This window comes from Pseudomonas sp. 11/12A (assembly GCF_000800055.1).
Taxonomy (GTDB): Bacteria; Pseudomonadota; Gammaproteobacteria; order Pseudomonadales; family Pseudomonadaceae; genus Aquipseudomonas; species Aquipseudomonas mohnii.
Genome location: NZ_JUGV01000001.1, coordinates 6,220,001 through 6,235,436 on the forward strand (window position 1 = coordinate 6,220,001; position 15,436 = coordinate 6,235,436).

Below are 15,436 nucleotides of genomic sequence, written 5' to 3' on the forward strand. Positions count from 1 at the left end.
ACACGTGCTACAATGGTCGGTACAGAGGGTTGCCAAGCCGCGAGGTGGAGCTAATCCCACAAAACCGATCGTAGTCCGGATCGCAGTCTGCAACTCGACTGCGTGAAGTCGGAATCGCTAGTAATCGCGAATCAGAATGTCGCGGTGAATACGTTCCCGGGCCTTGTACACACCGCCCGTCACACCATGGGAGTGGGTTGCACCAGAAGTAGCTAGTCTAACCTTCGGGAGGACGGTTACCACGGTGTGATTCATGACTGGGGTGAAGTCGTAACAAGGTAGCCGTAGGGGAACCTGCGGCTGGATCACCTCCTTAATCGACGACTCAGCTGCTCCATAAGTTCCCACACGAATTGCTTGATTCATTGAAGAAGACGATAGAAGCAGCTTTAAGCTCCAAGCTGATAGCTCCAAGCTAACAGTTACGCGCTCGAAATTGGGTCTGTAGCTCAGTTGGTTAGAGCGCACCCCTGATAAGGGTGAGGTCGGCAGTTCGAATCTGCCCAGACCCACCAATTTTGTATGGGGCCATAGCTCAGCTGGGAGAGCGCCTGCCTTGCACGCAGGAGGTCAACGGTTCGATCCCGTTTGGCTCCACCATTAACTGCTTCGAAGCGTTTGAGAGTTTAGAAATGAATATTCCGATGTGAATATTGATTTCTAGTCTTTTGACTAGATCGTTCTTTAAAAATTTGGGTATGTGATAGAAAGATAGACTGAACGTTACTTTCACTGGTAACGGATCAGGCTAAGGTAAAATTTGTGAGTTGCTCTTTATTGAGCAGCGCGAATTTTCGGCGAATGTCGTCTTCACAGTATAACCAGATTGCTTGGGGTTATATGGTCAAGTGAAGAAGCGCATACGGTGGATGCCTTGGCAGTCAGAGGCGATGAAAGACGTGGTAGCCTGCGAAAAGCTTCGGGGAGTCGGCAAACAGACTTTGATCCGGAGATGTCTGAATGGGGGAACCCAGCCATCATAAGATGGTTATCTTAAGCTGAATACATAGGCTTAAGAGGCGAACCAGGGGAACTGAAACATCTAAGTACCCTGAGGAAAAGAAATCAACCGAGATTCCCTTAGTAGTGGCGAGCGAACGGGGACTAGCCCTTAAGTGGCTTTGAGATTAGCGGAACGCTCTGGAAAGTGCGGCCATAGTGGGTGATAGCCCTGTACGCGAAAATCTCTTAGTCATGAAATCGAGTAGGACGGAGCACGAGAAACTTTGTCTGAATATGGGGGGACCATCCTCCAAGGCTAAATACTACTGACTGACCGATAGTGAACTAGTACCGTGAGGGAAAGGCGAAAAGAACCCCGGAGAGGGGAGTGAAATAGATCCTGAAACCGTATGCGTACAAGCAGTGGGAGCAGACTTTGTTCTGTGACTGCGTACCTTTTGTATAATGGGTCAGCGACTTATTTTCAGTGGCGAGCTTAACCGAATAGGGGAGGCGTAGCGAAAGCGAGTCTTAATAGGGCGTCTAGTCGCTGGGAATAGACCCGAAACCGGGCGATCTATCCATGGGCAGGTTGAAGGTTAGGTAACACTGACTGGAGGACCGAACCGACTACCGTTGAAAAGTTAGCGGATGACCTGTGGATCGGAGTGAAAGGCTAATCAAGCTCGGAGATAGCTGGTTCTCCTCGAAAGCTATTTAGGTAGCGCCTCATGTATCACTGTAGGGGGTAGAGCACTGTTTCGGCTAGGGGGTCATCCCGACTTACCAAACCGATGCAAACTCCGAATACCTACAAGTGCCGAGCATGGGAGACACACGGCGGGTGCTAACGTCCGTCGTGAAAAGGGAAACAACCCAGACCGTCAGCTAAGGTCCCAAAGTTATGGTTAAGTGGGAAACGATGTGGGAAGGCTTAGACAGCTAGGAGGTTGGCTTAGAAGCAGCCACCCTTTAAAGAAAGCGTAATAGCTCACTAGTCGAGTCGGCCTGCGCGGAAGATGTAACGGGGCTCAAACCATACACCGAAGCTACGGGTATCACTTAGGTGATGCGGTAGAGGAGCGTTCTGTAAGCCTGTGAAGGTGAGTTGAGAAGCTTGCTGGAGGTATCAGAAGTGCGAATGCTGACATGAGTAACGACAATGGGTGTGAAAAACACCCACGCCGAAAGACCAAGGTTTCCTGCGCAACGTTAATCGACGCAGGGTTAGTCGGTCCCTAAGGCGAGGCTGAAAAGCGTAGTCGATGGAAAACAGGTTAATATTCCTGTACTTCTGGTTATTGCGATGGAGGGACGGAGAAGGCTAGGCCAGCTTGGCGTTGGTTGTCCAAGTTTAAGGTGGTAGGCTGGAATCTTAGGTAAATCCGGGATTCTAAGGCCGAGAGCTGATGACGAGTGTTCTTTTAGAACACGAAGTGGTTGATGCCATGCTTCCAAGAAAAGCTTCTAAGCTTCAGGTAACCAGGAACCGTACCCCAAACCGACACAGGTGGTTGGGTAGAGAATACCAAGGCGCTTGAGAGAACTCGGGTGAAGGAACTAGGCAAAATGGCACCGTAACTTCGGGAGAAGGTGCGCCGGTGAGGGTGAAGTACTTGCTACGTAAGCCCACGCCGGTCGAAGATACCAGGCCGCTGCGACTGTTTATTAAAAACACAGCACTCTGCAAACACGAAAGTGGACGTATAGGGTGTGACGCCTGCCCGGTGCCGGAAGGTTAATTGATGGGGTTAGCTAACGCGAAGCTCTTGATCGAAGCCCCGGTAAACGGCGGCCGTAACTATAACGGTCCTAAGGTAGCGAAATTCCTTGTCGGGTAAGTTCCGACCTGCACGAATGGCGTAACGATGGCGGCGCTGTCTCCACCCGAGACTCAGTGAAATTGAAATCGCTGTGAAGATGCAGTGTATCCGCGGCTAGACGGAAAGACCCCGTGAACCTTTACTATAGCTTTGCACTGGACTTTGAATTTGCTTGTGTAGGATAGGTGGGAGGCTTTGAAGCGTGGACGCCAGTTCGCGTGGAGCCATCCTTGAAATACCACCCTGGCAACTTTGAGGTTCTAACTCAGGTCCGTTATCCGGATCGAGGACAGTGTATGGTGGGTAGTTTGACTGGGGCGGTCTCCTCCTAAAGAGTAACGGAGGAGTACGAAGGTGCGCTCAGACCGGTCGGAAATCGGTCGTAGAGTATAAAGGCAAAAGCGCGCTTGACTGCGAGACAGACACGTCGAGCAGGTACGAAAGTAGGTCTTAGTGATCCGGTGGTTCTGTATGGAAGGGCCATCGCTCAACGGATAAAAGGTACTCCGGGGATAACAGGCTGATACCGCCCAAGAGTTCATATCGACGGCGGTGTTTGGCACCTCGATGTCGGCTCATCACATCCTGGGGCTGAAGCCGGTCCCAAGGGTATGGCTGTTCGCCATTTAAAGTGGTACGCGAGCTGGGTTTAGAACGTCGTGAGACAGTTCGGTCCCTATCTGCCGTGGACGTTTGAGATTTGAGAGGGGCTGCTCCTAGTACGAGAGGACCGGAGTGGACGAACCTCTGGTGTTCCGGTTGTCACGCCAGTGGCATTGCCGGGTAGCTATGTTCGGAATAGATAACCGCTGAAAGCATCTAAGCGGGAAACTAGCCTCAAGATGAGATCTCACTGGGACCTTGAGTCCCCTGAAGGGCCGTCGAAGACTACGACGTTGATAGGTTGGGTGTGTAAGCGCTGTGAGGCGTTGAGCTAACCAATACTAATTGCCCGTGAGGCTTGACCATATAACACCCAAGCAATTTGCTGACCTGAAAAGGCACCAGATTGCGGTGTGTGAAGACGCCATGAACCGAAAGTTCGCAACCATTCACAAAAGCCGCACAAACTATCGCATATCCAATTTGCTGAAGCGTCGAAAGACGGTTCGGTACCCGAATTTCTTGACGACCATAGAGCATTGGAACCACCTGATCCCATCCCGAACTCAGCAGTGAAACGATGCATCGCCGATGGTAGTGTGGGGTTTCCCCATGTGAGAGTAGGTCATCGTCAAGATTAAATTCCAAAACCCCTATCTGCGCATGCAGGTAGGGGTTTTGTTTTTTCCGGCTGCAGGCGCGAGCCTGCTCGCGATGGTCGTCAACGATGACGTTACTGTCTGAGGCCACCCGCAGCCCTGAAGTTCTTCGCGAGCGAGCTCGCTCCTACAATGAAGCAAGTCGCCTTCAATGCTAAAGTCGTCCCTCGATTTTGAGCTTTCCAAGGAAGCCTTTATGCCGGATGCAACGTCCCTCAGTGCTGGTTTTATGGTGGTTCACGGCAACCGCCTGGACGAGTTACGCAGCCTGGTGGTCAGCTGGATGCGGCGCTACCCGCTGGCTCCCTTGGAAAATGAAATTGCACTTGTGCAGAGTAATGGCATTGCCCAATGGCTCAAGTTGGCACTGGCTGAAGACTCTGAAGAAGATGACATGGGCGGCTGCGGTATCGCCGCTGCCATCGACGTACAGTTACCGGGCAGCTTCATGTGGCAGCTGTATCGCATGGTCCTTGGCCGTGACGAAATTCCGGTCACTTCCCTGCTCGATAAGGCTCCCTTGACCTGGCGCCTGATGCGTCTGCTGCCGCAACTGATCAATCAACCGCATTTCGAGCCCCTTCAGCGCTTCCTGACCCATGACACCGATCTGCGCAAACGCTATCAATTGGCTGAGCGGCTGGCGGATTTGTTCGACCAGTACCAGGTGTACCGGGCCGACTGGCTCGAAGACTGGGCTGAAGGCCGGCATCAATTACGCAACGGCAGAGGTGAAGCCAAACCGCTGACCCCGGCCAATTGCTGGCAAGCGGAATTGTGGCGCGCACTGCTGCTGGATGTCGGCGAAGAGGGCATGGCGCAAAGCCGCGCCGGTGTACACCAGCGGTTCATCGAGCGGATCAACCGTCTCGACGTTGCCCCTGTCGGGCTGCCTTCCCGGGTCATCGTTTTCGGCATTTCGTCTCTGCCCGCACAGGCCCTGGAAGCTTTGGCCGGACTGGCTCGTTTCAGCCAGGTGCTGCTGTGCGTGCATAACCCGTGTCGCCACCATTGGGCGGACATCGTCGCCGATAAGGACCTGTTGCGGCATCAATACAAACGCCAGGCTCGCAAGAGCGGGATGCCGGTTGTGCTCGACCCGCAAACCCTTCATCAGCATGCCCATCCGTTGCTGGCCGCATGGGGCAAGCAGGGGCGGGACTATATCAACCTGCTCGATAGCTACGATGATCCCAACAGCTATCGCTCTGCGTTTCGCGACGGCCGCATCGACCTGTTCAGTGACAGCCAGCCCCTGAACATGCTCAATCAGTTGCAGGACGATATCCTTGAGCTGCGTCCCCTGAACGAGACTCGCGAACGTTGGCCGGCTGTAGATCTGGAGACAGATCAGTCGATCCGTTTTCACATCGCGCACAGCGCTCAACGTGAAGTCGAAATCCTTCACGATCAATTGCTCGCACGTTTCAGCGCCGATGCAGATTTGCGTCCACGGGATGTGATCGTCATGGTCCCGGATATCGACAGTTATGCCCCGCATATACGAGCAGTGTTCGGCCAGCTTGATCGTCATGATCCGCGTTTCATTCCCTTCACGCTCGCTGACCAAGGCCAGCGTGGCCGCGACCCGCTGCTGATCGCCGTCGAACATCTACTCAAGCTGCCGGACAGCCGTTTCCCTGTCAGCGAAATTCTCGATCTGTTGGATGTCCCGGCATTGCGCGCTCGCTTCGGCGTCGAGGAGCGTGATCTGCCCACCCTTCACCGCTGGATTGAAGGCGCGGGTATTCGCTGGGGCATGAATGCCGAGCAGCGGGCAGGATTGGGACTGCCGCCAGCGCTGGAGCAAAACAGTTGGCGTTTTGGTCTGCGCCGGATGTTGCTGGGTTATGCCGTGGGCAGTGGCAGCGCTTGCGACGGTATCGAACCCTACGACGAGATCGGCGGGCTGGATGCCGCGCTCATTGGCCCGCTGGTGGCGTTGCTCGATGCGCTGGAGATCGCCCACCACGAACTTACGCAGCCGGCATCGCCCCAGCAATGGAGCGTGCGATTACAGGCGTTGATGTCATTGTTCTTCCAGGCCAGTAACGAACATGACGACTATTTGCTGACCCAACTGGAAGCGTTGCGCGAAACCTGGCTCGAGAATTGTGAATCGGTAGGTTTGCAGGATGAACTGCCCCTGACCGTCGTCCGTGAGGCCTGGCTGGCCGGTCTCGATCAGGGACGCTTGTCTCAGCGTTTTCTGGCCGGAGCCGTTAACTTCTGCACCTTGATGCCCATGCGAGCCATTCCCTTCAAACTGGTCTGTCTGCTGGGGATGAATGACGGCGACTACCCGCGCGCACAGCCTCCATTGGATTTCGACCTCATGGGCAGTGACTACCGCCCCGGTGATCGATCACGACGCGAAGATGACCGTTACTTGCTGCTGGAAGCGCTGTTGTCGGCCCGTGACCAGCTCTACATCAGTTGGGTCGGCCGTAGTATCCGCGATAACAGCGAGCGCCCGGCGTCGGTGCTGATCGGCCAGCTCCGCGACCACCTGGCCAGCGGCTGGCGATTGACCGACGCCAACGAGGAGCTGCTCGAGGCCCTCACCCAGGAACACCCTTTGCAGCCTTTCAGCGCGCGTTACTTCCATGAAGGCGATGCACTGTTTAGCTACGCCAACGAATGGCAGGTGCTTCATCACGCAGCCGAACACGCGGCTGATATCGAAATGCTGGAAGCCCACGTTCCGGAAGAGCCGCTGGGTCTGGGTCAACTGCAGGATTTCCTGCGTCACCCTGTGCGGCATTTCTTCAGCCAGCGCTTGAAGGTGTTTTTCGAAGCTGCCGAAGTGCCTTTGGCGGATGAAGAGCCCTTTGTGCTCGATGCACTGCAACGCTATAGCCTCAGCGACAGTTTGCTCGACGCCGCACTGACGCAACCGGGCGAAGTCGATCAGGCATTGGAGGCGCAGGCCCGGCGCCTGCAAAACAGTGGGCTGCTGCCGATGGCAGGATTTGGCGAATGCCTTCAGCGAGAGTTGATAGAGCCGTTACCCGATCTGCTGCAACGCTACCATCAGCTCCTGGCCTTATGGCCGACGCCGCTGACCAGTGCCCTGCCAGTCAATCTGGAGTTGCATGGTCTGCCTGTCGAGGGTTGGCTCAGCGGTCTGCACCAACGAGCGGACGGTGGTTTGCTCTCGGTCACAACCATCCCCAACAGCATCGGTTCGATCAAGGCGCGCAAATGGCATCGCCTGACGCGACCCTGGGTCAATCATCTGGTCGCTTGCGCCAGCGGCATGGCCATGACGACTGCATTGGTGGCCAGTGACGACAGCCTGGTGCTTGATCCGATGGAGCAGGCGTCTGCATCACGAATTCTGGGGGACCTGTTGCTGGCCTGGCAATCGGGCATGCGCCAGCCGCTGCCGATTGCCGTCAAGACTGCGTTCGCCTGGTTGGGTCAAACCGAGCCGGTCAAAGCCGAAGCGGCCGCTCGCAAAGCGTATGAAGGTGATGGCGTGAACACTGACGGGGAGCGAAGGGAAAGCGTGGCACTGGCCCGTCAATTCGCTGATTACGATGCACTGACCGCCGATGAGACGTTCGTCGATTGGTGCAGCGCGTTGTATCGGCCACTATTCGAGGCGCCTTGGCGCTCGTTGTCCAGCGAGGAGGCGCGCCCATGACCAGCAAGACGCCTCTTGCCCTGGCATTCCCGCTGCGCGGCAGTCAACTGATCGAAGCCAGTGCCGGGACCGGCAAGACCTTCACTATTTCCGCATTGTATTTGCGCCTGGTCCTTGGCCATGGCGGTGACCCGAGTGGTTTCGGGCGCGAGCTGTTGCCTCCGCAAATCCTCGTCGTAACCTTCACCGATGCTGCCACCAAAGAACTGCGCGAACGTATTCGCACACGGCTGGCAGAAGCCGCCCGGTATTTCCGTGATGAAACATCGGCACCCGATGGGCTGATTGCAGACCTGCGTAACGAGTACCCGCCCGAACAGTGGCCCGGTTGCGCGAACCGCCTGGACATCGCCGCCCAGTGGATGGACGAAGCCGCCGTTTCGACTATCCACAGTTGGTGTCAGCGGATGTTGCGTGAACACGCGTTTGACAGTGGCAGCCTGTTTACCCAGACCCTGGAAACCGATCACAGCGATTTGCTCGGCGAGGTCTTGCGCGATTACTGGCGACTGTTCTGCTACCCGATGCAAGGCGATACCCTGAACTGGGTGCGTAACAATTGGGGCGGCCCGGCCGCACTGTTACCGCGCGTTCGCGGACTGTTCGCCAGTGAGCGAGACAGTGTTGAAGGTAAGGAACCTGTCGAGCTGATCAGCGAGTGTCTGCAGGAACGACGGGCGGCCTTGCTCGAACTCAAGAGGCCCTGGCGTCAGTGGGCGGACGAGTTGCTCGCCATCTGCCACGAGGGTGTCGCCAGCAAAAATGTCGACGGTCGCAAAATGCAGGCGCGTTACTTCGAGCCCTGGTTCGAGAAACTCAAAGCCTGGGCCGAGGATGAATCCCTTGAGCAACTGGACATCGGCACCGGTTTCACGCGCCTGACGCCCGAGGGTATGGCCGAGGCCTGGAAGAAGGGCGACGTGCCCAGTCATCCTGGCCTGGACGCAATGCCCGGCCTGAAAACCGCACTTGAGCAATTGCCGACGCCCGATGCCGCCGTGCTGCAACACGCCGCCCATTGGGTCGGTGCACGCTTCGAAGAAGAGAAGCGTCGCCGTGCGGAAATGGGCTTTGACGACATGTTGCTGCGTCTTGATGCGGCGTTGCAATCCGATGGCGGCGAGCGCCTGGCCGCCTTGATCCGCGAGCAGTTTCCGGTAGCGCTGATCGATGAGTTTCAGGACACCGACCCGGTGCAGTACCGGATCTTCGAGAGCATCTACCGCATCGAAGACAACAACCCCGAAAACGGCCTGTTTCTGATCGGCGACCCGAAGCAGGCGATCTACGCCTTCCGCGGTGCCGACATCTATACCTACCTTCGAGCGCGTCAGGCCACCGCTGGCCGACTGCACACCCTGGGCACCAATTTTCGTTCCAGTCATGGCATGGTCGGTGCCGTGAACCATGTCTTCGAGCGTGCGGAATCCCGTGAGTCCGGGCGTGGTGCGTTCCTGTTCCGCGAAACGAACGGCGACAACCCGGTGCCGTTCCTGCCGGTAGACTCCCAGGGCCGCAAAGAAGTCCTGTGCGTCGATGGTCAGGTCGTACCGGCCCTGAACATCTGGCACTTGTCCGCCGAGCAACCGTTGTCCGGTGCGGTTTACCGGCAACAACTGGCGGCCGCCTGTGCCAGCGAGATCACCGGACTGCTCAATGGCGGGCAACAGGGGCGTGCGGGTTTCACTCAGGATGGCAAGGACTTTAGAGGGCTGTTACCCGCGGACATTGCGATCCTGGTCCGTGATGGCAAGGAAGCCCAGGCTGTGCGTGCAGAACTCTCGGCCCGTGGCGTACGCAGCGTTTATTTGTCGGACAAGGACTCGGTGTTCGCCGCTCAAGAAGCTCACGATGTGCTGGCCTGGCTCAAGGCCTGCGCCGAGCCGGATGTCGAACGCCCTCTGCGGGCTGCATTGGCCTGTATCACGCTGAATCTGTCGCTGGCGGAACTGGAGCGGCTGAATCAGGACGAACTGGCCTGGGAGTCGCGGGTCATGCAGTTCCGCAATTATCGCGAGGTCTGGCGCAAGCAGGGCGTGTTGCCCATGTTGCGACGCTTGCTGCATGACTTCCAGCTGCCCCAGGCGTTGATGGCACGCAGCGATGGCGAGCGAGTGCTGACCAACCTGTTGCACCTATCCGAGTTGTTGCAGCAGGCGGCGGCCGAACTGGATGGCGAGCAGGCCCTGATCCGACATCTGTCCGAGCATCTGGCATTGTCCGGCCAGGCCGGCGAAGAGCAGATCCTGCGTCTGGAAAGCGATGAGCAACTGGTCAAGGTCGTGACCATCCACAAATCCAAGGGGCTGGAATATCCCTTGGTGTTCCTGCCGTTCATTTGTTCGGCGAAACCGGTGGATGGCAGCCGACTGCCGTTGCATTACCACGACGCCACGGGCAAGGCCCAGGTGACCTTGAGTCCGACCGCCGAGTTGATTGCCCTGGCCGATGATGAACGTCTGGCCGAAGATTTGCGCTTGCTGTATGTCGCCCTGACCCGGGCGCAGCATGCCTGCTGGCTGGGCGTGACGGACCTCAAGCGCGGCAATAACAACAGCTCGGTGCTGCACCTTTCGGCGCTGGGTTATCTGTTGGGCGGCGGCGCTGCATTGGCTGAGTCGGCGGGGCTGAAGCGCTGGCTGGAAGACCTGCAACAGGGCTGCAGCGCGTTGGTTTATGGCGAAATGCCCGAAGCCACCGCCGAGCATTACCACCCACCGCAGAACGAAGCAGCGTTGCTGGCCCCGTTGATGCCGAAGCGCAAGGCCAGCGAAAACTGGTGGATCGCTTCCTACAGCGCGTTGCGAATCAGCGACATCCTGAGTGTCGGCAGCGTTGAAGCGCCGGAGAGTCCGCAGGCGCAGAAACTCTTTGACGACGAACGTCTCGATCCACAAGCGCCCCATGAAATGGTCGCCGGGGGCGCCGATATCCATCGATTCCCTCGCGGTCCGAATCCGGGCACCTTTCTTCATGGATTGCTCGAATGGGCGGGCGGCGAAGGTTTTTCCGCCAGCCCTCAGGCCGTGGAAGATGCGATCGCCCGTCGCTGCAATCGCCGTGGCTGGGAAGGCTGGATCACCACGTTGAGCGATTGGCTGCAGCACTTGCTCAAATCGCCGTTGCCGGTCGGTACAGGGCACCCGCCGGTGGTGTTCGAGCAACTGACCCAGTACCAGGTCGAAATGGAATTCTGGTTCGCCAGTCACAAAGTCGACGTGCTCAAGCTCGACGCGCTGGTGTGCCAATACACGCACAACGGCGTGGCGCGGGTAGCCGCCGAACCCGTGTTGCTCAATGGCATGTTCAAGGGCTTTATCGACCTGACCTTCGAGCACGACGGTCGTTACTACGTCGCTGACTACAAATCCAACTGGCTTGGCGTCGACGACGCGGCGTACACCGGGCAGGCCATGGAGCAGTCGATCCTCGACAACCGCTATGACCTGCAATACGTGCTGTACCTCCTGGCGCTGCATCGGCAACTCAAGGCCCGACTGGCCGATTACGACTACGACCGGCATGTCGGTGGCGCGTTGTACCTGTTCTTGCGCGGCACGCGGGCATCCAGCCAGGGCGTGTACTTCGCCCGCCCTCCAAAAGAGCTGATCGAACGAATGGACCGGCTGTTTCAAGGTCAGCCAGAACCCAAGGCCGAACCCGCCTGGGAACAGGGAGTATTGCTATGAGCCGCACCTTCGCTGACTTGCTGCCCACTTCATTGGCTGCCGAGGGCCTCGCCGATCTTGCCCCGTTGAGCCGTGCTGACGACTTGCTGTTGCTGCTCACCCGCTGGGTCGAACGTGGCTGGTTGCGTGCACTGGACAAAGCCTTCGTGGCCTTTCTTCATGAACTGGCGCCGGACGATGATCCATTGGTGTTGCTGGCCGCGGCATTGACCAGTCACCAGTTGGGCCACGGGCATGTTTGCCTCGACTTGTTCGAGACCTTGAAGGAGCCGGACTTCGCGCTGTCGCTGCCACCGGAGGGGGATCTGCACAGTGGCGCGATGGTGTTGCCATCGCAGTTATTGGTCGCGCTGGACGGCGCCCATTGGTGCAAGGTGCTGGCCTCCAGCAGTCTGGTCGCGTTGGCGGCCGACGGGTGTGAGGCGGTGCATAGCCGTCCACTGGTGTTGTCCGGCAAGCGTCTGTACCTGCGCCGTTACTGGGCTTACGAGCGCCGTATCGACAACGCGCTGCGTCAACGCCTGGCCGAACACGAAGCAACCCCCGGCGACTTGTCCGAGCGCCTCACGGGTTTGTTCGGTGTGGCCAAACCGGGGGACGTGATCGACTGGCAGAAACTGGCCTGCGCCCTCGCTACCCGAGGCGCCTTCAGTATCGTCACCGGCGGACCGGGAACCGGCAAGACGACCACTGTCGTGCGCTTGCTGGCGTTGCTTCAGGCGCCAGCGGTAGAGGCGGGCAAACCGCTGCGCATTCGTCTCGCGGCGCCGACCGGCAAAGCGGCGGCGCGCCTGACCGAATCCATCAGTCAGCAAGTCAGAACGCTGAAAGTCACCGACGCCATACGCCAGAAAATCCCTTCGGATGTCACCACCGTTCACCGTCTGCTCGGCAGCCGTCCCGGTACGCGACATTTTCGCCACCACGCGGGCAATCGCTTGCCATTGGACGTGTTGGTGGTGGACGAAGCCTCGATGATCGACCTGGAAATGATGGCCAGCCTGCTCGACGCGCTGCCAGCCCATGCTCGCCTGGTGTTGCTGGGCGACAAGGATCAGCTGGCCTCGGTCGAGGCCGGTGCCGTGCTGGGCGATTTGTGCCGCGATGCCGAGGCGGGTTGGTACAGCCCGCAAACACGTCAGTGGCTGGAAGCGGTCAGTGGCGAAAGCCTGGCGGCCAGTGGCTTGCAGGAAGACACTCAAGGCACGCATCCACTGGCCCAGCAAGTGGTGATGCTGCGTCACTCGCGGCGGTTTGGCGAGGGCAGTGGAATCGGTCAACTCGCCCGTTGGGTCAATCAACAGCAACCGGATGAAGCCCGTAGATTGCTGGCGGCACGAAGCCATGACGATGTGTTTTCCCTGTCCCTCAAGAATGAACAGGACCGGGCGCTGGAACGCCTGTTGCTCGAAGGTCATGGCGAAGGACCACAAGGTTACCGGCATTACCTGAGCCTGCTGCGCAACCAACGGCCAGCCCTCGACAATCCGCTCGATGATGCGTGCTGGATGGAGTGGGCGCGGGAAGTGCTGAAAGCCTTCGACGCTTTTCAGTTGTTGTGCGCGGTGCGCAAGGGACCATGGGGCGTCGAGGGCTTGAACCGGCGAGTGACCGACGCGTTGCTCAAGGCCCGTCTGATCGACAGCGACCAGCAGTGGTACGAGGGACGACCAGTGCTGATGACCCGCAACGACTATGGCCTGGGCCTGATGAACGGCGATATCGGTATTGCGCTGAAGCTTCCCGAGCGTGATGGGCCTGACGCTGGCAAGCAGGTGCTTCGCGTGGCATTCCCGCGCAACGACGGACAGGGCGGCGTGCGTTTCGTCCTGCCCAGTCGACTCAACGACGTTGAAACCGTGTACGCCATGACCGTGCATAAATCCCAGGGCTCGGAATTTACCCACACCGCGTTGATTCTGCCCGATGCCCTGAACCCGGTGTTGACCAAAGAGTTGATCTACACCGGGATTACCCGGGCCAAGGACTGGTTCACACTGATCGAGCCGCGTGCAGGGGTGTTTGAGGAGGCCGTGAGGCGCAAGGTCAAACGCTTGAGCGGGTTGATGCTGGCGCTCAAGGAAGAAGTCGAAACGATAGGCTGAGCGAGGCGTCGCGAGGCTGCGCAAACGGTTCGAAGTACGATCGTGCACAGTCTCGCTGGTGTCTAAACGCTGTGCTATCGTTGCGGCATCAATTTGTTACGTTCGATGAGAATCCCTGCATGAAGGTGGCTGTCAGGACGACGGGGCGTGTGGTTTGCTGCAAACAAGCGCTGCTTGCCGGTTTTCTCTTTGTGTTGTCTGGCGTGGTTTTCGCTCAGTCGCAGGCACCGGCGGGCATGGCCGACCAGCGTGCCAAATCGGTCACGCAAGTGGTGCTCGGGATTCTCAGCTACGCCCGTTGGCCGATTGAGCCTGCGCAACTTCGTCTGTGCATTGTCGGCCCCACCGAATACACCGACGATCTGGTCAAAGGCACGACCCTGGCGACCGGCAGGCCCGTGACGGTGCAGCGGCTGCTGGCTGACAATCCGTCGATTGCCGGTGAATGCGATGCGGTCTACATCGGCAAATTGACCCAGGAAGAGCGCGGACGGCTGTTCGCCTCGCTGACCGGCCGCCCCGTGCTGAGCATCAGCGAAAGCGACGATCAATGCACCGTGGGCAGTCTGTTTTGCCTGCGGGTCAGCGACGATCAGGTGTCGTTTGAAGTCAACCTCGATTCCGTTGCCCGTAGCGGCGTACGCATTCACCCAAGCGTGCTGCAACTGTCCCGCCGCAAACCGGCGGCGCCATGAGTCTATTCAAACCGGGCAGTCGCCCGGCGTTGCGTTCCGTCCTCGGCCGCGGTCATTTGATTGTCGCGCTGGTGGGTGTGGCGATGGCCAGTGTTTCGTTGACCCTGCTTGGCGTACTGGCCTTGCGCGTCTACGCCGACCACAACCTGCACCTGATCGCACGTTCGATCAATTACACCGTGGAAGCCGCCGTCGTGTTCAACGACAAAGCTGCCGCCACGGAGGCGCTGGCGCTGATTGCATCCACCGAAGAAGTGGCCGACGCCCAGGTGCTGGACGCACGTGGTCAATTGCTGGCGCGCTGGCAGCGGCCGGAAACCGGGTTGTTCTCCAGACTCGAAATGCAGATGGCCAAGGTCTTTCTGGAAGAACCCATCAACCTGCCGATCATCCATCAAGATCGGGAGATCGGACGCATTTTGCTGACCGGCCATGGCGGCAACCTGATGCGCTTTTTGCTCAGCGGCCTGATGGGTATTGTGTTGTGTTCGGCGATCAGCACCTGGGTCGCGCTCTCTCTGGCACGCCGACAGCTTCGCGGGATCATTGGTCCACTTCGCAATCTGGCCTCGGTGGCGCATGCCGTGCGCAGCGAGCGTGCTTTCGACCAACGTGTCCCCGCCGCTTCCATTGCCGAACTCGACAACCTGGGCAACGACTTCAATGCCTTGCTCGATGAGCTGGAATCCTGGCAAACCCACCTGCAAAGCGAAAACGAAACCCTGGCCCACCAGGCCAGTCACGACAGCCTCACGGGGTTGCCGAACCGGGCGTTTTTTGAGGGGCGGTTGATACGGGCATTGCGCAACGCCAACAAACTCAACGAACGGGCGGCGGTGTTGTTTCTCGACAGCGACCGGTTCAAGGAAATCAACGACAACTTCGGTCATGCCGCGGGGGACGCCGTATTGGTCGCCGTGGCCAATCGGGTGCGGATGCAACTGCGGGAAGAGGATCTGGTGGCACGCTTGGGCGGTGATGAGTTTGCCGTGCTGCTGACACCGCTGCACAAGATCGAAGACGCCGAGCGCATTGCCGACAAAATCCTGGCCAGCATGGAAGTCCCCATCCCGTTGCCGGGCGATCATCAAGTGCTGACCTCACTCAGCATCGGCATTGCCGTTTACCCCGATCATGGCGCTACACCGGTCGCGTTACTCAACGCGGCCGACACGGCGATGTATCAAGCCAAGCGCCTTGCCCGTGGCGCTCAACACACGGCAGGGGCGGAGCACCCTGTCGCCGATGTCCAAATCAGGAGCTAATTTCCC

5 protein-coding genes, 2 tRNA genes and 3 rRNA genes (1 of these 10 only partly in view) are annotated in these 15,436 nt (G+C 58.4%); all 10 read left to right on the plus strand.

All coding sequences use genetic code 11. From position 1 onward, the window contains the following. Positions 1-316, plus strand: a 16S ribosomal RNA gene (locus GQ39_RS28400) (it extends 1,221 nt beyond the left edge of the window). 122 nt (positions 317-438) lie between these two features. Further along, positions 439-515: transfer RNA gene (locus GQ39_RS28405), tRNA-Ile, on the plus strand. A 9-nt stretch (positions 516-524) separates the two neighbouring features. After that, a tRNA-Ala gene (locus tag GQ39_RS28410) sits at positions 525-600 on the plus strand. A 242-nt stretch (positions 601-842) separates the two neighbouring features. Further along, positions 843-3,734 (plus strand): 23S ribosomal RNA (locus tag GQ39_RS28415). 155 nt (positions 3,735-3,889) lie between these two features. Beyond that, positions 3,890-4,005 (plus strand): 5S ribosomal RNA (gene rrf, locus GQ39_RS28420). Together the 16S, 23S and 5S rRNA genes with 2 tRNA genes alongside form the textbook arrangement of a ribosomal RNA operon. Before the next feature lie 218 nt (positions 4,006-4,223). Then, the gene (gene recC, locus GQ39_RS28425) at positions 4,224-7,676 is read left to right on the plus strand and encodes an exodeoxyribonuclease V subunit gamma (RefSeq protein ID WP_047537157.1); all 3,453 of its coding nucleotides are present in this window, start codon (positions 4,224-4,226) and stop codon (positions 7,674-7,676) included. Then, a complete protein-coding gene (gene recB, locus GQ39_RS28430; RefSeq protein ID WP_047537159.1) occupies positions 7,673-11,365 on the plus strand; it encodes an exodeoxyribonuclease V subunit beta in 3,693 nt (1,230 codons plus the stop codon). The genes recC and recB overlap by 4 nt, the downstream gene beginning before the upstream one ends. Beyond that, the gene (gene recD / locus GQ39_RS28435; protein ID WP_047537162.1) at positions 11,362-13,470 is read left to right on the plus strand and encodes an exodeoxyribonuclease V subunit alpha; all 2,109 of its coding nucleotides are present in this window, start codon (positions 11,362-11,364) and stop codon (positions 13,468-13,470) included. Before recB ends, recD begins: the two co-directional genes overlap by 4 nt. Positions 13,471-13,589: 119 nt before the next feature. After that, the gene (locus GQ39_RS28440; RefSeq protein WP_047537165.1) at positions 13,590-14,165 is read left to right on the plus strand and encodes a YfiR family protein; all 576 of its coding nucleotides are present in this window, start codon (positions 13,590-13,592) and stop codon (positions 14,163-14,165) included. Then, positions 14,162-15,430, plus strand: a complete 1,269-nt coding sequence (locus GQ39_RS28445) for a diguanylate cyclase domain-containing protein (RefSeq protein WP_047537168.1) — start codon at positions 14,162-14,164, stop codon at positions 15,428-15,430. The genes GQ39_RS28440 and GQ39_RS28445 overlap by 4 nt, the downstream gene beginning before the upstream one ends. The last annotated feature ends 6 nt before the right edge of the window (positions 15,431-15,436 follow it).

What these genes read in the sequence shown, in the direction of transcription:
- recC (WP_047537157.1), top strand. Translation starts at nt 4,224, where the DNA reads ATGCCGGATGCAACGTCCCTCAGTGCTGGTTTTATGGTGGTTCACGGC.
- recB (WP_047537159.1), top strand. Translation starts at nt 7,673, where the DNA reads ATGACCAGCAAGACGCCTCTTGCCCTGGCATTCCCGCTGCGCGGCAGT.
- recD (WP_047537162.1), top strand. Translation starts at nt 11,362, where the DNA reads ATGAGCCGCACCTTCGCTGACTTGCTGCCCACTTCATTGGCTGCCGAG.
- GQ39_RS28440 (WP_047537165.1), top strand. Translation starts at nt 13,590, where the DNA reads ATGAAGGTGGCTGTCAGGACGACGGGGCGTGTGGTTTGCTGCAAACAA.
- GQ39_RS28445 (WP_047537168.1), top strand. Translation starts at nt 14,162, where the DNA reads ATGAGTCTATTCAAACCGGGCAGTCGCCCGGCGTTGCGTTCCGTCCTC.